At 73.1% G+C, this 22,141-nt stretch carries 25 protein-coding genes; 12 read left to right on the forward strand and 13 right to left on the reverse strand.

The features are described from left to right. Window positions 1-161 precede the first annotated feature (161 nt). Entirely contained in the window at window positions 162-812 is a 651-nt protein-coding gene (locus tag AB0H52_RS24050; protein WP_225854686.1) for an NAD(P)H-binding protein, read from the reverse strand. An 8-nt stretch (window positions 813-820) separates the two neighbouring features. Between AB0H52_RS24050 and AB0H52_RS24055 the strand changes: the two genes are divergently transcribed. Next, complete coding sequence (locus tag AB0H52_RS24055; RefSeq protein WP_192580403.1) at window positions 821-1,141, forward strand: Rrf2 family transcriptional regulator; 321 nt, start codon at window positions 821-823, stop codon at window positions 1,139-1,141. A gap of 7 nt (window positions 1,142-1,148) precedes the next feature. Here the strand turns inward: AB0H52_RS24055 and AB0H52_RS24060 are convergent, their stop codons facing one another. Next, window positions 1,149-2,699, reverse strand: coding sequence for a glycosyltransferase family 39 protein (locus AB0H52_RS24060; protein WP_151491748.1), 1,551 nt, complete (start codon window positions 2,697-2,699; stop codon window positions 1,149-1,151). Between the two features lie 110 nt (window positions 2,700-2,809). On the opposite strand from AB0H52_RS24060, the gene AB0H52_RS24065 reads away from it, so the two are divergent. From AB0H52_RS24065 to AB0H52_RS24085, 5 genes are all read left to right on the forward strand, one after another. Then, window positions 2,810-3,841 (forward strand): aldo/keto reductase, encoded by a 1,032-nt coding sequence (locus tag AB0H52_RS24065; RefSeq protein WP_357950119.1) that lies wholly within the window; start codon window positions 2,810-2,812, stop codon window positions 3,839-3,841. Beyond that, complete coding sequence (locus AB0H52_RS24070; protein WP_151491746.1) at window positions 3,838-4,344, forward strand: DUF664 domain-containing protein; 507 nt, start codon at window positions 3,838-3,840, stop codon at window positions 4,342-4,344. Before AB0H52_RS24065 ends, AB0H52_RS24070 begins: the two co-directional genes overlap by 4 nt. 22 nt (window positions 4,345-4,366) lie before the next feature. After that, window positions 4,367-4,951: a GNAT family N-acetyltransferase gene (locus AB0H52_RS24075; RefSeq protein ID WP_151491745.1), complete on the forward strand. Its 585-nt coding sequence runs from the start codon at window positions 4,367-4,369 to the stop codon at window positions 4,949-4,951. A 707-nt stretch (window positions 4,952-5,658) separates the two neighbouring features. Next, window positions 5,659-6,657, forward strand: coding sequence for a tyrosine-type recombinase/integrase (locus AB0H52_RS24080; protein ID WP_151491744.1), 999 nt, complete (start codon window positions 5,659-5,661; stop codon window positions 6,655-6,657). A 225-nt stretch (window positions 6,658-6,882) separates the two neighbouring features. After that, the gene (locus AB0H52_RS24085) at window positions 6,883-7,191 is read left to right on the forward strand and encodes a hypothetical protein (protein ID WP_255473720.1); all 309 of its coding nucleotides are present in this window, start codon (window positions 6,883-6,885) and stop codon (window positions 7,189-7,191) included. A gap of 77 nt (window positions 7,192-7,268) precedes the next feature. Here the strand turns inward: AB0H52_RS24085 and AB0H52_RS24090 are convergent, their stop codons facing one another. The 3 genes from AB0H52_RS24090 to AB0H52_RS24100 all read right to left on the reverse strand — a co-directional run bounded on the left by AB0H52_RS24090 (window position 7,269) and on the right by AB0H52_RS24100 (window position 10,627). Further along, window positions 7,269-7,640 (reverse strand): VOC family protein, encoded by a 372-nt coding sequence (locus AB0H52_RS24090; RefSeq protein WP_151491742.1) that lies wholly within the window; start codon window positions 7,638-7,640, stop codon window positions 7,269-7,271. 77 nt (window positions 7,641-7,717) lie between these two features. Continuing rightward, window positions 7,718-8,893, reverse strand: coding sequence for a hypothetical protein (locus AB0H52_RS24095; RefSeq protein WP_151491741.1), 1,176 nt, complete (start codon window positions 8,891-8,893; stop codon window positions 7,718-7,720). 30 nt (window positions 8,894-8,923) lie between these two features. Then, window positions 8,924-10,627: an acyl-CoA dehydrogenase family protein gene (locus AB0H52_RS24100; protein ID WP_357950125.1), complete on the reverse strand. Its 1,704-nt coding sequence runs from the start codon at window positions 10,625-10,627 to the stop codon at window positions 8,924-8,926. 185 nt (window positions 10,628-10,812) lie between these two features. Here AB0H52_RS24100 and AB0H52_RS24105 point away from each other — a divergent pair, with 185 nt between their 5' ends. Next, the gene (locus tag AB0H52_RS24105; protein ID WP_151491750.1) at window positions 10,813-11,223 is read left to right on the forward strand and encodes a hypothetical protein; all 411 of its coding nucleotides are present in this window, start codon (window positions 10,813-10,815) and stop codon (window positions 11,221-11,223) included. A gap of 83 nt (window positions 11,224-11,306) precedes the next feature. On the opposite strand, the gene AB0H52_RS24110 is transcribed toward AB0H52_RS24105, so the two are convergent. Continuing rightward, window positions 11,307-11,492, reverse strand: coding sequence for a DUF397 domain-containing protein (locus tag AB0H52_RS24110; protein ID WP_151491739.1), 186 nt, complete (start codon window positions 11,490-11,492; stop codon window positions 11,307-11,309). Next, window positions 11,489-12,256 (reverse strand): DUF5753 domain-containing protein, encoded by a 768-nt coding sequence (locus AB0H52_RS24115; RefSeq protein WP_357950128.1) that lies wholly within the window; start codon window positions 12,254-12,256, stop codon window positions 11,489-11,491. Before AB0H52_RS24115 ends, AB0H52_RS24110 begins: the two co-directional genes overlap by 4 nt. Before the next feature lie 486 nt (window positions 12,257-12,742). Between AB0H52_RS24115 and AB0H52_RS24120 the strand changes: the two genes are divergently transcribed. Continuing rightward, window positions 12,743-12,913, forward strand: coding sequence for a hypothetical protein (locus AB0H52_RS24120; protein WP_192580401.1), 171 nt, complete (start codon window positions 12,743-12,745; stop codon window positions 12,911-12,913). Here AB0H52_RS24120 and AB0H52_RS24125 read toward each other — a convergent pair. The 5 genes from AB0H52_RS24125 to AB0H52_RS24145 form a co-directional block, all read right to left on the reverse strand. Next, the gene (locus AB0H52_RS24125; RefSeq protein ID WP_225854687.1) at window positions 12,880-13,488 is read right to left on the reverse strand and encodes a thymidine kinase; all 609 of its coding nucleotides are present in this window, start codon (window positions 13,486-13,488) and stop codon (window positions 12,880-12,882) included. The two genes, AB0H52_RS24120 and AB0H52_RS24125, sit on opposite strands and share 34 nt — an antisense overlap. Before the next feature lie 164 nt (window positions 13,489-13,652). Further along, window positions 13,653-15,047, reverse strand: coding sequence for an MFS transporter (locus tag AB0H52_RS24130; RefSeq protein WP_151491736.1), 1,395 nt, complete (start codon window positions 15,045-15,047; stop codon window positions 13,653-13,655). A gap of 16 nt (window positions 15,048-15,063) precedes the next feature. Further along, a complete protein-coding gene (locus tag AB0H52_RS24135; RefSeq protein ID WP_151491735.1) occupies window positions 15,064-15,831 on the reverse strand; it encodes a glycerophosphodiester phosphodiesterase in 768 nt (255 codons plus the stop codon). A 74-nt stretch (window positions 15,832-15,905) separates the two neighbouring features. Next, window positions 15,906-16,748 carry an SDR family NAD(P)-dependent oxidoreductase gene (locus AB0H52_RS24140; RefSeq protein WP_357950131.1) on the reverse strand — a complete coding sequence of 281 codons (843 nt, stop codon included), beginning with the start codon at window positions 16,746-16,748 and terminating at the stop codon, window positions 15,906-15,908. A gap of 134 nt (window positions 16,749-16,882) precedes the next feature. Next, window positions 16,883-17,656 (reverse strand): lysophospholipid acyltransferase family protein, encoded by a 774-nt coding sequence (locus AB0H52_RS24145; RefSeq protein WP_278122642.1) that lies wholly within the window; start codon window positions 17,654-17,656, stop codon window positions 16,883-16,885. A 167-nt stretch (window positions 17,657-17,823) separates the two neighbouring features. On the opposite strand from AB0H52_RS24145, the gene AB0H52_RS24150 reads away from it, so the two are divergent. The 3 genes from AB0H52_RS24150 (at window position 17,824) to AB0H52_RS24160 (ending at window position 21,605) form a co-directional block, all read left to right on the forward strand. Next, on the forward strand, window positions 17,824-19,236 hold the full coding sequence (locus tag AB0H52_RS24150) for a cytochrome ubiquinol oxidase subunit I (protein ID WP_151490234.1): 1,413 nt from the start codon (window positions 17,824-17,826) through the stop codon (window positions 19,234-19,236). Between the two features lie 14 nt (window positions 19,237-19,250). Continuing rightward, on the forward strand, window positions 19,251-20,249 hold the full coding sequence (gene cydB, locus AB0H52_RS24155; protein WP_151490235.1) for a cytochrome d ubiquinol oxidase subunit II: 999 nt from the start codon (window positions 19,251-19,253) through the stop codon (window positions 20,247-20,249). Window positions 20,250-20,420: 171 nt separating this feature from the next. Further along, complete coding sequence (locus tag AB0H52_RS24160) at window positions 20,421-21,605, forward strand: GNAT family N-acetyltransferase (protein WP_151490236.1); 1,185 nt, start codon at window positions 20,421-20,423, stop codon at window positions 21,603-21,605. Between the two features lie 38 nt (window positions 21,606-21,643). Here AB0H52_RS24160 and AB0H52_RS24165 read toward each other — a convergent pair whose 3' ends face one another. Further along, window positions 21,644-21,832, reverse strand: coding sequence for a hypothetical protein (locus AB0H52_RS24165; RefSeq protein ID WP_225854535.1), 189 nt, complete (start codon window positions 21,830-21,832; stop codon window positions 21,644-21,646). Window positions 21,833-21,883: 51 nt separating this feature from the next. On the opposite strand from AB0H52_RS24165, the gene AB0H52_RS24170 reads away from it, so the two are divergent. Then, window positions 21,884-22,141, forward strand: coding sequence for a MarR family transcriptional regulator (locus tag AB0H52_RS24170; RefSeq protein ID WP_357950174.1), 258 nt, complete (start codon window positions 21,884-21,886; stop codon window positions 22,139-22,141).

Below are 22,141 nucleotides of genomic sequence, written 5' to 3' on the forward strand. Positions count from 1 at the left end.
AGAACCCCCAGCAACCCACCGGCTGCGATCACCAGCCTGCCGCACTGGCCCTGACCGCATAACCCCCGAAGGATTTACGGAGCGGACCACTTAGCGATGCAAACCGGCCGCTCAACCCGTGAGCGCACTAAGAGGTTCATGGGTTGAGCGGCCGGCGGCGGCTATCGGCGCGCCTGGCTGGGCGACCGCCGGCACCAGTCCCGGTAGGCGGTGGGGGCGATCACGGCGCCGTCGGGAGCGATGAGGGCGTCGCCGGGTACGGCGGCGAACATGCCGGCGCTGTTGTCGGTGGTGACGGTGCGCTGGTCGCCGTGGGCGGCGAGGGTGATCCGCCCCAGGTCGTCGAGGCCGAAGACGTCCGGGCCGGCGACGTTGCGGACGCCGCCCAGAGGGGCGCCCATGCTGACGTCGGCGACGGCCTGTGCCACGTCGGCGGCGGCCATCGGCTGCACTGGGGTGGCGGGCAGCCGGACGGTGTTCTCGTCGGCGGTCCAGGACAGGATCGCGTCGACGAACTCGAAGAACTGGGTGGCGCGGACGATCGAGTACGGGATGGGGCCGGCCTTGAGGAGGTCCTCCTGCAGGACCTTGGCGCGGTAGTAGGCCAGGTCGGGCACCTCGTCGACGCCGACGATGGACAGCACCACGGCGTGGCCCACGCCCGCGTTCGCGGCGGCGGCGAGCAGGTCGTCCATGGTCGTCTGGAAGAAGGCGGGGGAGGCGTCGTCGAAGGTCGGCGAGTTCGTCAGGTTGACGACGACGTCGGCGCCGGTGAGGGCGTCGGCCAGGCCCTGCCCGGTGAGGAGATCCACTCCGGTGGATGGTGAGAGCGGCACGGCGTCGTGTCCGGCCGTCTGCTCTCCGGAGCGCGGGTCTGCTCGACGTGGTCCGGGCCGTCGACGGCCCCGGCCCCACGTTCGTCTGCACGGAGATCCGCCAGCGCGGCCCGCTGTCCACCCCGGCCGCCGCCTGCACCAGCCCGTGCCCGATCGCCCGCGCCATGTGGGCGGCGGAGGACGCGTGGCGCCAGGCGCTCGCCGGGGTCACGATCGCCGACCTGGCCCGCGACGTCGACGTCGACTCCGGCCCCGAGGCCCTGGTCAGCGTCAGCGCCTGGCTCGGCGGCGACAAGGACGGTTGAGCACGGGTCAGCCCGTGTGGCGTACCTCGGTGTCCCAGATCTGCGCCCACGGACGCCGCAGCCCCCGGCACACGTAGATCGGGCCGCCGTTCTCGTCGTTGTCCACCTCGACCCGCTGGTCCACCCGCCCGGCGAGCGCGCACGCGTCGAACCAGGCGGTCAACCGGTCGGGGCGCTCCCAGCCGACGGCGACCACCACGTCCGCGTCGGCCGGCGGTCGGCCGAAGTCGGCCATGCTGTTGTGCCCCGAATAGGCGCGGGGCAGGCCACGGGCCGGACCGTACCGGGCCACGGCACCGGCCTCGCCGTAGTTGCCGGTGAGGATGACCGCTCGCGAACGCTCCTGCGCCGGCAGGCCACGATGGACGGCGGCGAGAGAGTCGGCGAACGCCGGCCAGCCGATCGTCTCAGCGGCGTCGTAGTTGACGTCGACCACGAAACCGGGCAACCGCTCGGCCGGCAGCACCGGCAGCAGCAGAACCACGGTGGGCAGGAGGAACGGCACCGCGCCCACCGCGAGCAGTCCCCGACGGAGCAGGACCGACCCGCGCGAGGCCCACGCCACCGTCACGACCGCGCCGGCGGCGGTCAGGACCAGCAGCAGCGGCGCGTCGTAGTAACCCTTGCCGCCGGCGATCAGCACGACGCCGATCACGACCAGCCAGGCCCAGCCCACCGCCCGGTACGCCCGCCACACCGGCCGGCGCAGCAGCGCGACGAGACCGGCGATCCAGATCGGCACGGCGTACGGGCTGATGATGACGAACTGGAGGACGAACGCGTCGAGGCGACCGCTGTAGGAGCTGTCGCCCTCGGAGATGGAGGCCGCCACTCCGAGCTGCGGGAAGCCGTGCGTCGCCTGCCAGATCAGGTTCGGTGTGGCCAGCAGCACGGCGACCCCGGCGGCGGCGAGCACCCACCGGTCGCGCAGCAGCCGACGCGGCCCGGCGATGAGCACCCCGGCGATGAGACCCACGGCCAGCAGGGCGGGCAGCAGCTTGTTGAGCATGCCCACGCCGAGCGCCAGCCCGATACCGAGCGCCCAACGGCTGTCACCGGTGCGCAGCAGCCGTACCGCGCACCAGGCCGCGGCCAGCCAGGCCAGCAGGTCGACGGTGGTGGTGCTGAGCAGGTGCCCGCCGGCGAGGACGATGCCGGACAACGCGGCGAGCACCGCCGCGAAACTCTGCCCGCCCCGGCCGGCGCCCAGTTCCCGGGCGATGGCGGCGACCAGGAGCACCGCCACGCCGGCGAGCACCGCCGAGGGGGTACGCAGCAGCACCAGGTTGCCCGGCGCGATCGTGTCGAGCAGCCGGGCCAGCGCCGGAACCAGCGGACCCTGGTCGACGTAGCCCCAGTCGAGGTGTCGGCCGGCGAGCAAAAAGTACAGCTCGTCGCGGTGGTAGCCGTAGCGGCCGGCGAGCAGCAGCAACGTCAGGCTGGTCGCCGCGACCGCCAGCCACGGGCCGAGCGCGCGCGGGCCGGGCTGCGGTGGCCGACCCGGTAAGGGCTGGGCCGGTTGGTGAGGTCGGTCGATGCCGATCGCGGACTCGCTCACCCGCCCATCATCGCCCCCGTGGCCACCGCGCGGGTGCCCGCGAGCCTCCGGGTGCAGGTGCCCCGGCCGGGTGCGAAGATCAGCTTCGTCACTCGGACCGGAAGGACGACATGCGATATCGCACTCTGGGCGCCACCGGCACGGTGGTGTCGACCCTGTGTCTGGGCACGATGACCTTCGGCGCCGAGACCGACGAGGCGGGCACCTTCGCGCAGCTCGACCGCTTCGTCGACGCCGGCGGGACCTTCATCGACACCGCTGACGTCTACTCCGCCGGCATCTCCGAGGAGATCGTCGGGCGGTGGCTGTCGGAACGGCCGGGCGTGCGGGACCGCCTGGTGATCGCCACCAAGGGCCGCTTCCCGATGGGTCCCGGCGCGAACGACGCCGGCCTGTCCCGGGTGCACCTCACCCGCGCCCTGGACGCCAGCCTGCGGCGGCTCCGTGTCGAGGCCGTCGACCTGTACCAGGCGCATGCCTGGGATCCGCTGACCCCGCTGCCGGAGACGCTGCGGTTCTTCGACGACGCGGTCCGCGCCGGCAAGATCCGCTACGCCGGGGTCAGCAACTTCACCGGCTGGCAGTTGCAGAAGGCGGCCCTGCTCACCCAGCACCTCAACCTCACCCCGGTGGTGACGCTGCAACCGCAGTACAACCTGCTGGCCCGCGAGATCGAGTTCGAGCTGGTGCCGGTCTGCGAGAACGAGGGCATCGGCATCCTGCCATGGTCGCCGCTGGGCGGCGGCTGGCTGACCGGCAAGTACCAGCGCGACAGCACGCCCACCGGCGCCACCCGCCTCGGTGAGAACCCGCAGCGCGGCGTCGAGGCGTACGCGGGTCGCAACGCCGACGAGCGCACCTGGCGGGTACTCGACGCGGTCGGCCAGGTCGCCGGGGAACGTGGCGTGTCCATGTCGGCGGTGGCGTTGGCCTGGCTGGCGGCCCGACCGGCGGTCACCTCGGTGATCCTCGGCGCGCGCACCATCGAGCAGCTCGACGACAACCTGACCGCCGCCGACCTGGTCCTCGACGCCGAGCAGATGCGGCTGCTGGACGAGGCGAGCGCCCCGCCCGTGGGTGACTACCCGTACGGCGGCGCGGGGGTGCGCCAGCGCGGCCGCGACCTGCCGACCGCACCGTGATCCCGTTTCCCGAGCCCACCGCGGCGGCCGGCAGTCGCAGCGAGGTCTTTCTGCGCTACCTGGACTACTTCCGGGAGTCCGTGCTGGCCAAGGTGTCGGCGTTGGACGAGACGGAGGTGCGGCGCAGCCGGCTGCCGTCGGGCTGGACGCCGCTGGAGCTGCTCACGCACCTGCGCCACGTCGAGCTGCGCTGGATCGAGTGGGGCTTTCAGGGCCGGCAGGTCGCCGAGCCGTGGGGTGACCGTCGTGGGGAGCGCTGGTACGTGGCGCCCGAGGAGACCCGCGCGGACCTGGTGGCGGCACTGCGCGCGCAGGGCGCGCACACCAGCTCCGTGGTGACGGGCCACGACCTGGCGCAGGTCGGGGCGCCGGGCCCGCGGTGGAACGGTGCCGAACCGGCGTCGCTGGAGCGTGTGCTGTTCCACCTGGTGCAGGAGTACGCCCGTCACCTCGGCCACCTCGACGTGGTCGCCGAACTCGCCGGCGGCCCGACCGGCGAGTGAGGCCAGCCGCGATACTGGGACGATGCCGCTGCTCGTCGCGCCTGCCCTGCCCGCCGGGAGCGTCGGCGGGCAGGAGCAGCCCCACCTTCCGGTACGCCCCGGGTTGGCGTTGCGACCGTGGCGTGACGGCGATGCCCCGCTCGTCCGGGTCGCCTTCGACTGCCCGGACATCCAGCGGTGGCATGTGCGCCGCTTCGACGGCGACGACGAGGCGCGGGCGTGGACGGCGCAGTGGGCCGGCCGGTGGCGTGCCGAGACGGCCGCCAGCTGGGCGATCGTCGACGCCGACGACCGGCCGGTCGGTCAGGTGGGGTGGCGGGGTGTGCTGCTCAGCGAGGCGTCGGCGCACCTGTCGTACTGGGTGTTGCCCACCGCCCGTGGCCGGGGTGTCGCCGCCGCGGCGGCGCGGACGCTGACCCGGTGGAGCTTCACGCGCGCCGGGCTGCACCGGCTGGCCCTGGAGCATTCGACCGCCAACGCGGCGTCGTGCCGGGTGGCCGCGCGGGCCGGGTTCACCGTGGAGGGTGTGCTGCGCGGGTCGGTGCGGCACGCCGACGGCTGGCACGACATGCACCTGCACGCGCGGCTGCGCACCGACCCGATGTGACGCCTCAGCGGGCGGCGACAGGTTCGGCCGGTTGCGGGGTGGTCGCCGGCCAGGTGAGCCGGCGGGCGCGCCGAGGGTGAAACCCTCGGCCCGGCACCTCCGCACCCACCCCGAGCGGACAAAACGGTCAAGCCGACATGCTCAGACAGGTCGCGAAGCCTTTAGAGAGCTAGCCGACGAGGCGGCGGTTCAAGCTCGCATCCGAGCTGCAGAAGCGCGCCGCCAGGCTCGGGTGGCGGCTGCTGCTGCGAGCCGATCTCAACGGACAGTGTTTGGCAAAGCGCGGGGTGGTGGGCCTGAGGCAGGTGCTGGCGGCCGCCTTTCCCGTCTATCGAATGCGTTCCCATTTGGCCGCAACAGATGGTCGGTGACTGGGGGCCCTCGCCCTTGGTGAAGGGCTGCCCTAAGACCGTGTGTCAGTTGGGAGTGGACCCGTCCGTAGTTTCCAGACCATAAACAACTCCAGCGCTGGTCACACGGGCTGATCATGCCGGGCTCCAGACGTCCGAGCAGGGTCGCCTTGACCAGCGCTGGAGTTGTTTTTCGCGGGAAACTACCGCGCGGCCAACTGGAGGCAGGCCTGGTTGATCGCGAAGACCTGGGACGGGATCGGCCGAAGCCGGTGTTCTTGCCGGTGCGGATGCGGTAGCGCCCGGCCTCGGCGCGCCTGCACCGCCAACCCATCCGAGCCTGAGAACATTTTTCACATGGTCTCCTCCGACGCTCCGGTGCTCGTCCGCCCCGCCGCCCGCCCCGCCCTGCCCGGCGGGCCGGTCGACGTCACCGAGGCGTGGCTGCGCAACCGGCGGCTGTCCGAGCACACCCGCGACGCGTACCGGCGGGACGTCACCGGCTGGCTCACCTGGTGCGCCGGCCGCGACCTCGATCCGCTGCGGGCCACGTTCCTGCATGTCAACGAGTACGCCCGGGCGTTGGAGTCCACCATCGGGGCGCGCAGCGGCCGACCGCTGACCCCCGCCACCGTGGCGCGTCGGCTCTCCGCGCTGTCCAGCTGGTACGACTTCCTCGTCAAGCTCGGCGCGGTGCCGGCCAACCCGGTCGCCGGCGCGGACCGTCCCCGCGTCGACCGGGACCACTCGGCCACCGTCGGGCTCACCCCCGAGGAGGTCGACGCGCTGCTCGGCGCCGCCGACGCGGAGACCGGCCCAACCGCCGCGCGCAACCGGGCCGCCATCGCGCTCCTCGCCGACCTGGGCCTGCGGGTCGGCGAGCTGATCTCGCTGGACCTGACCGATCTCGGCACCGAACGCGGCCACCGCAGCGTGCGCTTCGTCGGCAAGGGCGGCAAGCAGCGCCGCCGCGCCCTCACCCCCGGCACCGGGTACGCCGTGGACGCCTACCTGGCCGAACGGGCCGCCGCCACCGGCGTGCCGGTGCCGCAGCTCACCGGACCGCTGCTGGTGACCGCCAGCGGTGCCCGGCTCGACCGACACTCGGTGTTCCGGATGGTCCGCCGGCTGGCCCGCTCGGCCGGCATCCCGGCCTGGGCGAGACTGTCCCCGCACTCCCTACGCCACGCCTTCGCCACCACCGCCCGCTCCGAGGGCGTCCCTCTGGAGGATGTGCAGGACGCGATGGGGCACGCCGACCCACGGACCACCCGCCGCTACGACCGCGACCGGCACAACCTCGACCGCGATCCGGCGTACGTGGTGTGGGCGGCGCGCTCGCGGCGACGCGGCTGAGCGTCGTACCCCCTTCCCAGGGTCGGCGGATGAGACACGGTCTGGAGATCTCCGATCCGTCGCGGTGTCCACCCTCGTCGAGTTGGGCGAGCTGGCCGAGCACGCCGGGTGGGACGGCGTGTTCCTGGAGGACTATCTGATCCACTACGACGGCGACGACCGCTGACCGACCTGCTCAGCGGCGAGCGGGTCCGTCACCGGGGCACCCACTACCGCGCCGATCAGGTGGCGCTGCGGCCGCCCCCGGTGCAGTCGCCCCGGGTGCCGGTCTGGGTCGGCGGCAGCACCCAGGCCGGCGCGGTACGACGTCGGGCGGCCCGCGCCGACGGCATCGTGCCGTACAAGCTCACCGACACCGCCGGCTGGTCCGACTTCACCCCCGACGAGGTGCACGAGCTGGTGGCTGCTCTGCCGCCGACGCGTGCCGACGGTCAACCGTTCGACGTGGCGATCGGCGGTCGACGGCGCCGACCCGACGAGCGCGCCGAGCGGGCGTACCTCGGCGAGCTGGCCGCGGCCGGCGCCACCTGGTAGCTGGAATTCGTCCCGGCGGCCGATGCGGCGACGATGCGCGCCGCGGTCGCCCGTGGCCCCCTGCGCTGACCGCCGCGTCAGCCCTTCGGGCGGGGGCAGATGCAGAACGGCTGGCCGATCGGGTCGATGAGCACCACCCACTGTTCGCCGCCGGGCTGGAACTCCGGCTTCGACGCACCGGCCGCGACGAACTCCTTCTCGGCCACCGCCGGGTCGTCGACGTAGAGGTCGAGGTGGTAGCGCTTGGCGGCGGCCGGGTCCGGCCAGGACGGTGGCTGGTAGCCCTCGACCAGCCCGAAGCCGATCGAGACGCCACCACCGCTGATCATGGCGTACTCGGTGTGCCTGTGGGTGATCTCCCAGCCCAGCACCCGGTGGTAGAACGCGGCGTGCGCGGCCGGGTCGGAGCTGTCCAGGTTGACCATCGCGAGGTCTGCGGTTGTCGTCATGCCGGCAGTCTGCCCCGGCGTACCTGCCAGCCACTGTCAGGTACGCCGGCGATTCCCGACCCGCCGCGCATCGTGGGTCAACGCACGTCGAGCGGCCACACCGACACCCGCGCGGCACTCTCGCGGCAGACCAGCCGGGCGCCGGCCCGGCGGCAGTCGGTGATCCCGGCCGGGAGGACGCCGCGCACCCGAGGGCCGTCACGACCCACCGTCGCGACCAGGGTCCGCCGCCCGTCCGCCGCCGTCCCGAACAGCACCAGCGTGTCGGTGGCACCCCGGGCGCCCGCCACCGTGCGCCACCGCTGCCCGGCCGGCCACGTCCAGGCGCGCGTCCCGGATCCCGGGTCGAACGCCCACCGGCCGCCCCGGTCCTGCGCGCAGAGCAGACCCTGACAGGCCCGCAGCGTCAGGTCACCCGCCTCGACCGGCATCCGCCAGCGCGGCACCAGGCCGGGCAGGTCGTACCCGGTCAGCGTCACCCCCGCACCACTGGGGTGGCGCAGCACCAGGTGCCCGCCGACGGCCTGCGGGTTGTCCGGGCCGTAGTCCGCAGGCGGCAACGACCCCTGCCCGTGCACCCTGCCGTCACGCGCGTCGAGCAGCCGGGCCAGCCCGTCGTCCTGCACCAGCAGCACCCGCGCGGGCGAATCGGGCAGCACCTCCAGCACGGCCGTCGAGGGCACCGGCACCGACCACCGGGTGGCGCCGGTGCCGGCGTCGACGCCATGCACCACCCCCTCCACCCGCCGCCCCGGCTCGGACGCGCTGCGCACCTCGCTGACCGCCACCGCCGTGTCGCCGACCGCGTACACCCGCTCGGGTCGCCGCCACAGCGGCAGGCCGGTCCGCACCGACCGGGCCGTCGTCGCCGACGCCCGGCGCAGCTGGTCGCGTTCGGTGATCAGCAGGAGGTCGCCGGCGGTCTCGGCGGACCATCCGGTGGCCGGCGACATGCCGACCCGCCACCGTGGCGTGCGGTACGACGCCGCCGTGTCGTACGCGCTCAGCGTCGGCGGGTCGGCCCCCGGATCGACGAGCAGCAACAGCGGGCCCGCGCTGAGCAGGATCGCCCGGCTCGGCAGTGCCGGCCCCACCTGGGCGCTCAGCCGCGCCGGCGCGGCGGCACCGCCGAGCAGGGCACACATCGCCAGCAGCAGCGCCACCCGCCAGCGCGGCGACGGCCCGGCCGGCGGCCGGTGCTCGTCGTCCGGGGGCGCACCCCGGGTGTCGCCCAACTCGATCAGCACCGACACGGGTGCCCGCCCTCCGCTCGCGCCGGCCGTTCAGCAGAGCAGGTCCAGGTGGTGGTGGGCGTCCTCGGCGATCTCCTCGTGCCGCAGCCAGCGTCGCGCCCACAGCCGGGCGGCCAGCTCCGCCTGCTCGTCACCCCAGGCGGCGTGCTCGACGAGCAGGGCGGTGGTCAGCGCGTACGACAGGCGCAGCGCCAGCCCACGGGCACCCGCGACGACCGCCTCGGCGCCCGCGTCGGCGGTCACCGCGGCGATGGTGTCCCGCAGCTGCGCGGTCGCCACGGCCAGCGTGTCGGCCAGCGCCGGCGACAGCGGCCGGGCCAGGTCCACGGCGGCGGCGAGCCGGCTCAGCAGCGGCGCCCCCGCGTCCTCCCGGGTCAACGCGCGCAGCACGTCCAGGGCCAGCACGTTCGTGGTGCCCTCCCAGATCGGCAGCACCTGCGCGTCGCGCAGCAGCCGGGGCACCCCGGTGTCCTCCACGTAGCCGGCCCCGCCGAAGCTCTCCACGTACTCGCTGGCCGAGCCGACGGCGAGCCGGCCGGTGGCGAGCTTCGCCAGCGGTGCCACGATGCGCAGCTCCGCCGCGGCCGCCGGATCGGCGCCCACCTCGACGCGTCCGAGCAGCGCGAACGCGTGCCCGGCCAGGGCGAACGCACCCGCCGCGTCGACCGCGAGGGTGCCCAGGGTGGCCCGGTGCAGTGGCGAGGACGCCAGCGCGCCGCCCGCGACGTGCCGCACGTCGGCGTACGCCTGGGCGTAGGCGAGACCGCGGCGCATCCCACCGGCCGCCGCCGCGGCGTTGTGCACCCGGGTCACCACGACCAGGGTCATCGCCCGGACCAGGCCGGGCACCGCCGGGTCGCCCAGCGGCAGCGCGTACGCGTCGTGCAGGCCGATCTCGGCCGTCGGCAACGCCCGCGTGCCGAGCTTGTCCTTGAGCCGGTGCACGGTGACACCCGGCGCGGGCGCGTCGGCGGCGGCCCCGTCGGCCAGGGGCGAGTCGGCCGCGTAGCGGGGCACCAGGAACGGGGCGAGCACCCGGCTGCCCCGTCCGGCGCCGTCGGGTCGGGCCACCGCCACCGCCATCGCCGCGTCGGCGGCCGAGCAGAACCACTTCTGGCCGGTCAGCCGCCACGACCCGTCGGCGGCGGGCCGGCCGACGGTGCTGGATCGGCCCAGGTCGGAGCCGCCCTGCGACTCGGTCATCCACTGCCCGCTGGTGATCGCCGTGGCCGGGTCCGTGGCGATCAGCCGGGGCAGCCACGCGTCGCGGACCACGGCGTCGACGTCGGGCATGCTGAGCAGCGCCGCCGCACCGTCGGCCATCGCCACCGGGCAGGAGAACGTCGCCGACTCCGGGCCGTACAGGTGCAGCAGGGCGTGCTGGACGACCCGCGCGGCGGCGCCCCAGGTGCCGCGCGCGTCCGGCAGGTAGGGCAACGCGACCACGGCGTGCCGGGCGGCGGCGGCCCGCTGCGCCTGCCAGCCGGCGGACGTGTCGATGCGGTCGATCCGGGCGCCCCACGGGTCGTAGCGGACCAGCGTCGGCGGGTGCGCCTCGGCGTCGGCGTGCGCCGCGCGCAGCGGCCCGCTGACGTCGGCCGCCAGGTCGGCGAGGCGGCCCTTCGCGGCGGCGTGCCCGGCCGGGCCGAGGTGACGTTCCAGCCAGGACCGCAGCAGGGTGTCGTCGGCGTACGGGTCGGCGGGGGGTGGTACCGGCTGCACGAAGCGGTTCATCGATCGGCTCCTGGCACTGCTCGGGGGTGTGCGCCGACGGTAGACGATCCGTGGCCGGTCCGAACAGGGCGCACCGGCGCACCGGATTTCTGACTTGTCCCGCTGCGGCGTGATGGTGTTCTCTACGGTCGGTAGTCGTGGGTGCCGGCCAGTCGTGGAGCCGACCGGCCCGGCGGACCCGTCCGATGCGTACCGGGCTGGCGTTCGCCGGGTTCGGCGTGGCGCTGTGCTGCGTCGGGGTGGCGGGGCTGGCCGCCTGGAACCTGCAGACGGTTCGTGGGGCCGCCGGCCCGATCCGGGAGACCGCCGACGGTTTCCTTAACGAGGTGACCCTCGGCGACACCACCGGCGCGTACGACCGGTTGTGCAAGGACGCGCGCAGCCGCTGGAGCGCGATCGGTTTCACCAGCTGGGTGCGTACCCCGCCGATGGTCACCGACTACGAGATCACCGACGTGTCGGTGGCCACCAGGAGCGGGCGCCCGCACGGCACGGTGACGGTGACGGTGACCCGCGACGGCGGGATCAGCGAGGAGCGCCGCCTGCCGGTGGTCCGTGAGGGTGGCGACTGGCGGGTGTGCGGTGACCCGTTCTGACCCGCCGGTCCGCGAGCATTGCCGGGGCTGGTGTGGCACGCAAGAAGCCCCCGGCCTGCGCCGGGGGCTCTGCGGTCGGTCGGTCAGCGAGCGGTCTTCGCCATCGCGACGAAGCCGCGCCACGACGCGGGGGTGAAGGAAAGGGTGCCGCCGTCACGGTTCTTGGTGTCGCGGACGAGGACGACGCCCGGGAGGTTGTCGGCGACCTCGACGCAGTCACCGCCGTTGCCGCCGCTCTTTGTGCTCTTACGCCACTGCGCGCCGGTCATGTCCATGATGCTGCCGCTTCTCTGAGAAATTCCAAGGAGCGCCCTCGGGGAAGTGCCTCGCCTCGAATGCGTTCCCAACGTCGTTCGAGCGTAACAAGATCTGCCGGCTGGTCGAGGATCTGAGCGCGTGCCGGGCTGTCGACGTGTGCCACCCGGGTCCCGTCCGGCATGTCCGCGATCGTGAAGGGACCGTCCAGCCCGGGGTAGCTGGGGGCGTCGGCCGGCACGATGTGAAGCTGAACGGTCCCCCGTTCGGCGTAGGCGAGCAGGTGCGCGAGCTGGGCAGCCATGAGGGCGCGATCATCGCCGACCCGACGGCTGAGCACTCCGGCGTCGAGCACGGCGACCAGCAGAGGTCCACCGTCGCGGGTCAGGATCGATTGCCGGCTCACGCGCGCTTCGGCTAGCTCGGCGACCTTGTCTGCCGCCAGCACGCCGCCGGCCAGGGTCGCGCGGGCGTACGCCTCGGTTTGCAGCAGACCGGGTATCCACGCGAGTTGAAAGGCCCGCAACGTCACCGCCTCGCGTTCGATGTCGACCCAGGGCCGGAACCAGACCGGTTCCCGTCGCGTCATCACCTCCGGCCACAGGTCGGCTACGTCCCGGCTGAGCACCCGCGCCACGTCGGCGCGGTGCCGGCTGCGCGGCGTGCGTCCCGGGTTGGCCCAACGCGCGGCGGTCTTCGGATCGACTCCCACCTGACCTGCGAGGCTTTCAGCGGTTACTCCCGCCTCAGCCATCGCGGCAATGAGTCCCTGATTCATCGCGTCCCCTCCTGACGTCCCGAACGTCCCAGAGGAACCCTGCTACGGAGTGTATGCGTACCGCAACCCCTGGCAAGGTTCTTTGTAGACGACGTGACTGACGGTAAGGGGCCCCTGTCCGCGGGCGCGTCGTGACCGGGGGCCCGGCTGGCACGACGGCGAGCACCGAGGCCGGGCCCCCTTCCCGACCACACGCAGGGGGACAGCCGTGCCGCAAGCGCCGAAGCCCGCAGAACCCGAGAAGCCGGAACCGCCGAGCCTCCCGCCGGAACACCCGATCGGGTTTCCCGTTCCACCGTTGCCGCGACCCGATCGGGTGTTCCGCAACCTCGCCCCCGCGCACCGCTGGGTCACCGGATGACGGCGGCCGCGCGAGCACACCATCCCGGTCTGCCGCACTGGCGGTGCCGGCGCTGCGGTGCCCCCTGGCCGTGTTCGCCCGCACGCCTGTCGCTGCTCTCCCGCTGGCACGGCGACCGTGTCGGGATGGTGCTGATGCTGACGACCCTGCTCGATGAGGCGTACACCGACGCGGTGAAGCTGGGTTTGACGCCCGACCCGGCGGCGTACGTCGAACGGTTCCTGCAATGGGTCCGTCCGCGCGGCGACGGCGGCGGGAGTGGTCAGACGCGGGGGCCGAGGTCGCCGCTGCGGTAGTGCCGGCGGCACAGCACCTGGTAGCGCACGTCGGCGGTGTCGACGGTATCGCCGATGACGACCTGGGCGCCCTCGCGGACCACCCGACCGTCGACGACGCGGGCGTTGAGCAGCCCCTCCCGGCCGCACCAGCAGAGCACCTCGACCTGGATGCGGGCCACCTCGTCGGCCAGCTCGAACAGACGCTGCGCGGCGGGGAACAGGCTGGAGCGGAAGTCGGTGGCCAGGCCGAACGCGAACACATCCACGTCGTAGCTGTCGACCAGCTCGGCCATCTGCTCGACGTGCTCGACGGTGTAGAAGCACGCCTCGTCGCAGATGAGGTAGTCGACGCGTACCCCGTCGGCCCACCGGCCCCGCACGAGAGCCCGCAGGTCCAGGTCGTCGGTGACCTCGATGGCCTCGTGGGCCAGGCCGATGCGGGTGGTGACCTGCGGGCCCAGCGACCGGTCGATGCGGGTGGTGACCAGCCCGCGGCGGCCCTGCCGGGCGTGGTTGTAGTTCATCTGCAACGCCATCGTGGACTTGCCACAGTCCATCGGCCCCCAGAAGAACTTCAACGCCGCCGCGTGCACCGGACGCCCGTCAAGACCGCGTGCCGCCGCGCACCCCGCCGGAGCGTGCGGCTGGCCGGGGAACGGGTGGGCCAGGCAGGTCGGGGCGGCAGCGGCGTCGTCAGTCACGGTCGGGCAGCCTAGCCGATCGACCGTGCCTGATCTGTCGGGTGCGGGATGCGTGCTCAGAGCACCCGGGGTGGCGTGTTGCCGGCCGCGACGATGGCCCGGCGGATCGGCACGGCCGCCAGGAGCAGGAACCCGACCACGAAGAAGATCAGCAGCGAGACCAGGCCCACCCGGTAGGAGGCGGTGAGTTGGAACACCAGCCCGAAGGCGAGTGGCCCGAGCCAACTGGTGCCCTTGTCGCTGATCTCGTAGAAGCCGTAGTACTCGCCCTCCTTGCCGGCGGGGATGAGCTGGCTGAACAGTGACCGGCTCAGCGCCTGGCTGCCGCCGAGGACCAGGCCGATGGCCGCGCCGAGGACCATGAACGGCACCGGCGCCTCGGCGGGAAGCCGGAACGCGGCGATGATCACACCGGTCCAGAGAACCAGGCTGAGCAGCACGGTCTTCCACGCGCCGATGCGCCGGGCCAGCGCGCCGAGACTCAACGCGCCGCCGAATGCGAGGAACTGCACCAGCAGGATCGTGACGATCAGGGTGCTCTGCTCCAGCCGCAGCTCTTCGGTGCCGTACTGGCTGGCCAGGGTGATGACGGTCTGGATGCCGTCGTTGTAGACCAGGAACGCCAGCAGGAAGAACAGCGTCAGCGGGTACGCCTTGATCTCGCGCAGGGTGCGGCCCAGTTGCCGGAACCCGTCGAGGAGCACGTTGCCCCGCTGCCCCAGGGCCGCCTCCGCGCTGGGGCGTTCCCGCAGCCAGCGCAGCGGCACCAGGGTGAACACCGCCCACCACACCCCGGCGGAGACGATCGACCAGCGGGCCAGGTCCAGGGTGCGCTGCGGGTTGTCGTCCTCGCTGAACCGGGTGACCGCGACCAGGTTGAACGCCAGCAGCAGCCCGCCGCCCAGGTAGCCCAGCGCCCAGCCGCGACTGGAGATGCCGTCGCGCTCGTCGGGGCCGCCGAGCTGCGGCAGGAACGAGTTGTACACCACGATCGCGGCGCCGAAGGAGATATTGGCGATCAGGAAGAGCGCGCCACCGAGCAGGTAGCGGTCGCCGGTCACGAAGGCCATCGCGATGGTCGCGCCGGCACCGGTGAACGCGGTGCCGCCGAGCAGCCGCTTCTTGTGCGCCGACCGGTCCGCGATCGCCCCGATCACCGGCAGCACGAACACGGTGAGGAACACCGACAGCGAGATCAGGTACGGGTAGTACGACCCCGCCGCCACCCGGATGCCCAGCGGGTGCACGTACCCGTCGCAGGTGTCCGCGCCCAGCTCGCACCCGGCGGCCAGCTCGGCGACGGTGGTGATGAACGGGCCCAGGAACACCGTGATGACGGTGGTCTGGAACGCCGAGTTGGCCCAGTCGTAGATGTACCAGCCGCGCCGCTCCCGGCGAGTGCTCGCCGGAGGCGGGGTGTCGTGCACCGTGGGGGTCACGGTCTCGGCCATCGGGGGTCCTTGATGGTCAGGCGGCCCAGTGGCCGCGGCTGCGGTAGACGTCGCGCAGCACGCCGACGTGATCGGTCATGATGCCATCCACGCCACGATCCAGTAAGTCGTGCATCTGGGCGGGTTCGTCGATCGTCCAGACGTGCACCTGCAGGCCGAGGCGGTGGCAGTAGTCGAGGAACCGGCGGTCCACCACGGGCACCCGCCCGTAGCGCGGGGGCACCTGCGCGGCGACCACCGAGGGGGGCAGGCGCAGCGGACGTCCGTGCAGGGAGGCCAGCCGCAGCCGGGCGACCCCGCGCATGCCGAGGCTGGTGGCGACCCGTCCCTCGGTGAGGGCGCGCAGCCGGGTCAGCCGGGCGTCGCTGAACGAGGCGAGCAGCACCCGGTCGGCGGCGCCGACCTGGGTCACGGTGGCGACCGTCGGCTCGACGCCGCCGTCGGCCTTCACGTCGATGTTGAAGCGGACCCGCGGCCAGGCGCCCAGCACCTCGTCGAGGCGGGGTACGACGGCAGCACCGCCGACGCGTACCGAGGCGAGGTCGGCCCAGCGCAGGTCGGCGATGCGCCCCGGTTCGCCGGTGACCCGCGCGAGAGTCGGGTCGTGGAAGATCACCGCGACGCCGTCGGCGGTGGCGTGCACGTCGGTCTCCACGTACCGGTAGCCGAGCCCGATGGCGCGGGCGAACGCCTCGGTGGTGTTCTCGTCGCCGTCTGCGGCGCCGCCACGGTGGGCGAACGCCAGCGGCGCGGGCGCGTCGAGGTAGCCGAATCGGGTCAGCACGCGACGCAGTATGCCTGCCGCCGGTGGAGGCCGGGTGACCTCCCGGCGACTTTCGTCGTCCGGCGTGACGACGTTCAGGCCAGCCAGCCGCCGGTCATCCGGGCCACCGCGGAGCCGTCGAGGTCGGCGAGCTTGACGCCGACGAACTGCCGGGCGCCGTCGGAGGTCTGCACCCGCACCGGCGGCGTCGGGTCGGTCAGGGTGGCGACCACCACCGCAGCGGCGTCGGCCGCGGACTGCGCGGCGGCGAACGCCTGCCCGGTGCGGGCGAGGTACGCGCGCAGCGCCGGCCCGTACACCCCGGCGGCGGCGCTGGCGGCGTCGGAGTCGATGCCGATGTTGGCGACGAACTCGCTGGCCACCGCGCCCGGCTCGACGACGGTGACGCGTACCCCGGTGGTGGCGGCGAGCGGGGCGAGGGACTCCATGTACCCCTCGACGGCGAACTTCGCGGCGCAGTACGCCTCGTTGAACGGCTGCCCGACGATCCCGCCGACGCTGGAGACGGTGATCAGGCGGCCCCGGCTGGCCCGCAGGTGCGCCAGGGCGGCCCGGCTGACGTGCAGGACCCCGAAGAAGTTGACCTCCATGACGGCCCGCACGTCGTCGACGGTGTCCTGTTCCAGGGTGCCGACATGCCCGGCGCCGGCGTTGTTGATCACCGCGTCGAGCCGCCCGTACGTGCCGACGACCTCCTCGACGCAGGCGCTCACCGAGTCGGGGTCGGTCACGTCGAGGCGGCGTACGTCGATCAGGTCGGCGACCCCGGCGGCGTCGGCGGCGGCGCGCAGCCGCTCGGCGCGGCCGACGTCGCGCATGGTGGCGACGCTGCGCCAGCCGGCGCGGGCGCAGCCGAGTGCGATCTCCAGCCCGATGCCGGTGGACGTGCCGGTGATCAGCACCGTCTGCTCGCTCATGATCTCCTGCTTTCCTGCCCGGGCGGCTGCGCGTGACCTCTGGTGAGGGTCACCGCATGGTATGGCCGGGGCTGGCGTCGGGTGCCGGGAGATGCCCGGCACCCACCCGATCGCGGGGGCGGCGGGGTGCTGGTTCAGGCTGGGCGGCGGCGGTGGGCGCGGCTGGGGTCGCTCGGGCGGCCGGGGTCGACGTGGCGGGGCAGGTCCGGTTCGTCGGGCCGCAGCGGGGCCAGGGTGTCGGTGAGCGCGTCGATGATCCGGTCGGTGGCCCGGCGGGCCGCCCCCGGGGTGGCGGCGGTCGTCTCGGCCAGGTCGACGGGCGTGCCGAAGTGCACCCGGATCACCGGGCGGCGCCACAGTGCGCGGGCGACGCCGCGCAGCATGCCCCGGGGCGCCTGGTAGGGCAGCACCTCGTGGGAGCCCCACTGGGCGACCGGGATGACGGGGGCGGCGCAGGCCAGGGCGAGTCGGGCGGCGCCGGTCTTGCCGCGTTCGGGCCACATGCCGGGGTCCAGGCCGATGCGCCCCTCGGGGTAGATGAGGATCACCGACCCTCGGGCGACGGCGGTGGCGGCGTCGTCGAGGGCCCGGTGCACGGCGCTGGTGCCCCGGTCGACGCGGATGTGGCCGGCGTGACGCATGGCGGCGCCGAGCACCGGGGCGCGGAACAGTCCGGCGGTCGCCATGATCCGGGGGGCGATGCCGCGGGTCTGGCAGGCGGCGGCCATCACGACGGGGTCGAACGGGCTGATGTGGTTGGCGGCCAGCACGAGTGGGCCGCGGCGTAGGTGTGCGGGCACGTCGCCGCTGACCTCGAGGCGGGCGAGCAGGCCGACCAGGGCTCGGGCCAGCAGGAGGGCGGCACGCCAGATCAGCGGCGGCTGCCAGGTGGAGTTCGCGGTGTCCATCAGCGCGACATCGTCGCACGCGTCGGCCCGGTCGCGAGGGCTGGTTGGCCGGGGTGATCAGGGTCATTGGTCCCGGGCCGGTTCGGGCCGCCCGACCCTGCCCGATTCTCTACGACGAGCAGTAGTATTTACTACGTCTCGTAGTACGCATAGCTGGGGGTATTCAGGTGGACGCGTTGGACGTCGCCCGGTGGCAGTTCGGTGTCACCACCGTCTACCACTTTCTCTTCGTTCCGCTGACCATCGGCCTGTCCGTGCTGGTGGCCATCCTGCAGACGATGTGGCACCGCACGGGCAACGAGCGCTACCTCAAGCTCACCAAGTTCTACGGCAAACTCTTCCTGATCAACTTCGCGATGGGCGTGGTCACCGGCATCGTGCAGGAGTTCCAGTTCGGCATGAACTGGAGCGACTACTCCCGCTTCGTCGGCGACATCTTCGGCGCGCCGCTGGCCATCGAGGCGCTTGTCGCGTTCTTCCTCGAATCCACCTTCATCGGCCTGTGGATCTTCGGCTGGGACCGGTTGCCCAAGCGGGCGCACCTGGCCAGCATCTGGGCCGCCGCGATCGGCACGAACCTGTCCGCGTACTTCATCCTCGCGGCGAACTCGTTCATGCAGAACCCGGTCGGCTTCCGGATCAACCCCGACAGCGGACGCGCCGAGCTGACCGACTTCCCGGCCGTGCTGACCAACAAGGTCGCCCTGATCACCTTCCCGCACACCCTGGCCGGCTCGTTCCTGGTCGCCGGGTCGCTGATCGTCGCGGTCGGGCTGTGGCACGTGATCCGCAACCGCGACTCCGCCGACACCGGCGCGTACCGCTTCGCCACGAAGTTCGGCTCCTGGGTGGTCCTGGTCGCCTCCGCCGCCGTGCTGTTCACCGGCGACATCCAAGGCAAGATCATGACGGACGTGCAGCCGATGAAGATGGCCGCCGCCGAGGGCCTGTACACCACCGAGAGCCCCGCCTCGTTCTCCGTGCTCACGATCGGCAGCCTCGACGGCAGCCGCGAGGTGTTCGCCCTGAAGATCCCGTACCTGCTGTCGTACCTGGGCACCGGCGACCCGCACGGCACCGTGCAGGGCATCAACGACCTGCAGGCCCAGTACGCCACCCAGTACGGCGCGGGCAGCTACACCCCGATCATCCCGGTCACCTACTGGAGCTTCCGCTTCATGATCGCCTTCGGGATGGCCGCCGGCGCGATCGCCCTGCTGGTGCTCTGGAGCCAGCGCAAGGGCCGCACCCCGAGCAGCCGGTGGCTGCTGCGCGCCGGGCTGGCCATGCCGGTGCTGCCGCTGCTGGCCAACTCCTTCGGCTGGATCTTCACCGAGATGGGCCGCCAGCCGTGGATCGTCTTCGGCGAGATGCTCACCCGCAACGGCGTGTCCCGCAGCGTCTCGCTGACCGAGGTGCTCACCTCGTTCACCGCCTTCACGCTGATCTACGCCACCCTCGCCGTGATCGAGGTCAAGCTCCTGCTGCGCTACGCCAAGGCCGGGGTGCCCGACGTCAGCGAGGAGAACCCCACCGACGACACCGACGACGCCGAGCGTCCGCTCGCCTTCGCCTACTGACCCCGGAGCCCATCGTGGACCTGACCACCATCTGGTTTCTCCTCGTCGCCGTGCTGTTCACCGGGTACTTCATCCTGGAGGGCTTCGACTTCGGCGTCGGCATGCTGCTGCCCGTGCTGGGCCGCGACGACCGCGAACGCCGCGTGCTGATCAACACCATCGGCCCGGTGTGGGACGGCAACGAGGTGTGGCTGATCACCGCCGGCGGCGCCATGTTCGCCGCGTTTCCCGAGTGGTACGCCACCCTCTTCTCCGGCTTCTACCTGCCGCTGCTGCTGATCCTGCTGGCGCTGATCGCCCGCGGGGTCGCCTTCGAGTACCGGCACAAGCGGCCCGAGGCGTCCTGGAAGCGCCGCTGGGACGCGGCGATTTTCCTCGGGTCGCTGCTGCCGGCGATCCTGTGGGGCGTCGCCTTCGCCAACATCCTGCGCGGCGTGCCCCTGGACGCCGACCACGAGTACGTCGGTGGCCTGGTGGACCTGCTCAACCCGTACGCCCTGCTGGGTGGCGTGACCACCCTGGCGCTGTTCCTGACCCACGGCGCGGTGTTCCTCGCCCTGAAGACCACCGGCGACATCCGCGAGCGCGCCGGCGCGCTCGCGGTGCGCCTGGGCGTCGGCGCCGCCGTGCTCGCGGTCGGGTTCCTGACCTGGACGTTGAGCATCCGCTCCAGCGCGGCCGCCGTCGTGCTCGCCGTCGGCGCGGCCCTCGCCCTGCTCGGTGGTCTCGCCGCCGCCCGGGTACGACGGGAGGGCTGGGCGTTCACCGGTACCGCCGTGGCGATCGGCCTGGCCGTGGCGACCCTGTTCGCGGCGCTGTTTCCGAACGTGCTGCCGTCCACCCTGGACGCGGCTGGCACGTTGACGGCCACCAATGCCGCCTCCACCCCGTACACCCTGAAGATCATGACCTGGGTGGCCGTGATCTTCACGCCGGTCGTGCTGGCCTACCAGGCGTGGACGTACTGGGTGTTCCGCAAGCGCATCGGCGTGGCCAACATCCCACAGCACTGACCGGCGCGCCGACCTCTGTCGATCATGGACTTGTGGTGCCCGACTTGGGGCGTCAAGGGCATTTCGTCACCCACCACAACTCCATGATCGGCGGGGTGGGGGGCGGAGACGCGTCGATCATGCCGGCGTAAATCCGCTGCCGGGGCGGGGCCGTCTCGCTACGGTGTGCCGATGCCCGCCACCGTACACGTGCGCGAACTCACCGCCGACGACCTCGACGCCGCCTGGGAGCTGGGCCGGTTCGCGTTCGGCTCCACCTCGGAGCGACCCGCCAGCACCACCGTCGTGGTGCCCGGCATGACCCGCTACGGCGCGTTCGACGACGCCGGCCGGCTCGTCGGCAAGGCCGTCGAGCTGCACCACGAGCAGTGGTGGTCGGGCCGGGCGGTGCCCGCCGCCGACGTCGCCGGTGTGGCGGTCGCCCCCGAGGCTCGGGGGCGGGGCGTGGCCCGGGCCATGCTCACCGCCCTGCTGCGCGGCGCCCGCGAGCGCGGCGCGGCGGTCAGCGCCCTCTACCCGACCGTCGCCGCCCCGTACCGCGCCCTGGGGTGGGAGACCGCCGGCGTGCTGCGCACCGTCGACCTGGCCACCGCCGCGCTGCCCCGACACCGGCCCGCCGCGCACCTGACCGTGCGCGCCGGCACGCCTGTCGATCTGCCCGCCGTCGCCGCCCTGTACGAGGGCGTCACCCGGCACCGCAACGGCATGCTCACCCGCCGGGGCGAGCTGTTCGATCACTTCACCGCCGACGGCGACCTGCCCGGCGATGGGCTCACCCTCGTCGAGGACGGCGGTGACCTGGTCGCATACGCCACCTGGCAGCGGGGTCGCGGCTACGGCGCCGACTCGGTGCTCACCGTCGACGAGGCCCTAGCCGTCACGGCCGAGGCCGCGCGGGCGCTCGTCGGCGTGCTCGGCAGTTGGGCCAGCGTCGCGCCGACCCTGCGGCTGTGCCCGCTCGACGGTGACGTGGTCAGCACCGTCCTGCCGCTGGAGTCGGCCCGTGACCACGAGCGGGACCTGTGGATGCACCGACCGGTGGACGTGGTCCGGGCGGTCGCCGCACGCGGGTGGCCCGCCCACGCCCGGGGCACCGTCGACTTCACCCTCACCGACCCGCTCGCCGAATGGAACACCGGCACCTGGCGCCTCGCCGTCGCCGACGGTGCCGCCGAATTGACCCGGATCGGCGACGAGGCGGACCTGCGCCTCGACGTACGCGGATTCGCCCTGCTGTACGCCGGTGCCGCGCGCGCCCGGTCGGTCGCCCAGGCCGGCCTGCTGCACGGCGCCGACCCCGACGCCCTGGACCTGCTGGGCGCCGGCGGCGTGGCGCAGCTGCTCGACTACTTCTGACCGGCAGCCCACTCCGGATTTACGGTGAACCGCGCCGGTCAGGTGGGGATCGCCGCCAGTTCGGCGTTGGCCCGCTGGGTGATCAGGGTCAGCACCCGGGCGGCGGCGTCCGCCTCGTCGGCCGGGATGTCCCCGTACAGGCGGACGGTGATGCCCGCGACGGCGTCGGCGATGCCGCCCGCCTGCTCAGCGAGGGCTTCGCCGCGCACGACCTGCGCGGCTACCACTACCGGCTGCTCGCGTCACTGGCCGAGGACGGCCCCGCCAGCCAGGCCGACCTGGGCCGACGCTGCGGCATCGACCGCAGCGACGTCGTGGCCGCCATCAACGACCTGGCCGGTCGGGGACTCCTCGTACGCGCCCCCGACCCGGCCAACCGCCGCCGCAACGTCATCAGCCTCACCGACGCCGGCGCCGACGAGGCCCGCCGGATGACCGCCACCGTCGGCCGGGTCCAGGACGAGCTGCTCGCCCCGCTGTCCACCGCCGAACGCGACCAGCTCACCCGGCTGCTGGAACACCACACCCGACGCTGA

The sequence above is a fragment of the Micromonospora sp. NPDC050695 genome, from assembly GCF_040654415.1.
Taxonomy (GTDB): Bacteria; Actinomycetota; Actinomycetes; order Mycobacteriales; family Micromonosporaceae; genus Micromonospora.

What these genes read in the sequence shown, in the direction of transcription:
- AB0H52_RS24110 (WP_151491739.1), bottom strand. Translation starts at nt 11,492, where the DNA reads ATGACCGGCGCGCAGTGGCGTAAGAGCACAAAGAGCGGCGGCAACGGC.
- AB0H52_RS24120 (WP_192580401.1), top strand. Translation starts at nt 12,743, where the DNA reads ATGGTGCTGATGCTGACGACCCTGCTCGATGAGGCGTACACCGACGCG.
- AB0H52_RS24055 (WP_192580403.1), top strand. Translation starts at nt 821, where the DNA reads ATGGTGAGAGCGGCACGGCGTCGTGTCCGGCCGTCTGCTCTCCGGAGC.
- AB0H52_RS24090 (WP_151491742.1), bottom strand. Translation starts at nt 7,640, where the DNA reads ATGACGACAACCGCAGACCTCGCGATGGTCAACCTGGACAGCTCCGAC.
- AB0H52_RS24140 (WP_357950131.1), bottom strand. Translation starts at nt 16,748, where the DNA reads ATGAGCGAGCAGACGGTGCTGATCACCGGCACGTCCACCGGCATCGGG.
- AB0H52_RS24160 (WP_151490236.1), top strand. Translation starts at nt 20,421, where the DNA reads ATGCCCGCCACCGTACACGTGCGCGAACTCACCGCCGACGACCTCGAC.
- AB0H52_RS24065 (WP_357950119.1), top strand. Translation starts at nt 2,810, where the DNA reads ATGCGATATCGCACTCTGGGCGCCACCGGCACGGTGGTGTCGACCCTG.
- AB0H52_RS24080 (WP_151491744.1), top strand. Translation starts at nt 5,659, where the DNA reads ATGGTCTCCTCCGACGCTCCGGTGCTCGTCCGCCCCGCCGCCCGCCCC.
- AB0H52_RS24075 (WP_151491745.1), top strand. Translation starts at nt 4,367, where the DNA reads ATGCCGCTGCTCGTCGCGCCTGCCCTGCCCGCCGGGAGCGTCGGCGGG.
- AB0H52_RS24145 (WP_278122642.1), bottom strand. Translation starts at nt 17,656, where the DNA reads ATGGACACCGCGAACTCCACCTGGCAGCCGCCGCTGATCTGGCGTGCC.
- AB0H52_RS24105 (WP_151491750.1), top strand. Translation starts at nt 10,813, where the DNA reads ATGCGTACCGGGCTGGCGTTCGCCGGGTTCGGCGTGGCGCTGTGCTGC.
- AB0H52_RS24130 (WP_151491736.1), bottom strand. Translation starts at nt 15,047, where the DNA reads ATGGCCGAGACCGTGACCCCCACGGTGCACGACACCCCGCCTCCGGCG.
- AB0H52_RS24115 (WP_357950128.1), bottom strand. Translation starts at nt 12,256, where the DNA reads ATGAATCAGGGACTCATTGCCGCGATGGCTGAGGCGGGAGTAACCGCT.
- AB0H52_RS24100 (WP_357950125.1), bottom strand. Translation starts at nt 10,627, where the DNA reads ATGAACCGCTTCGTGCAGCCGGTACCACCCCCCGCCGACCCGTACGCC.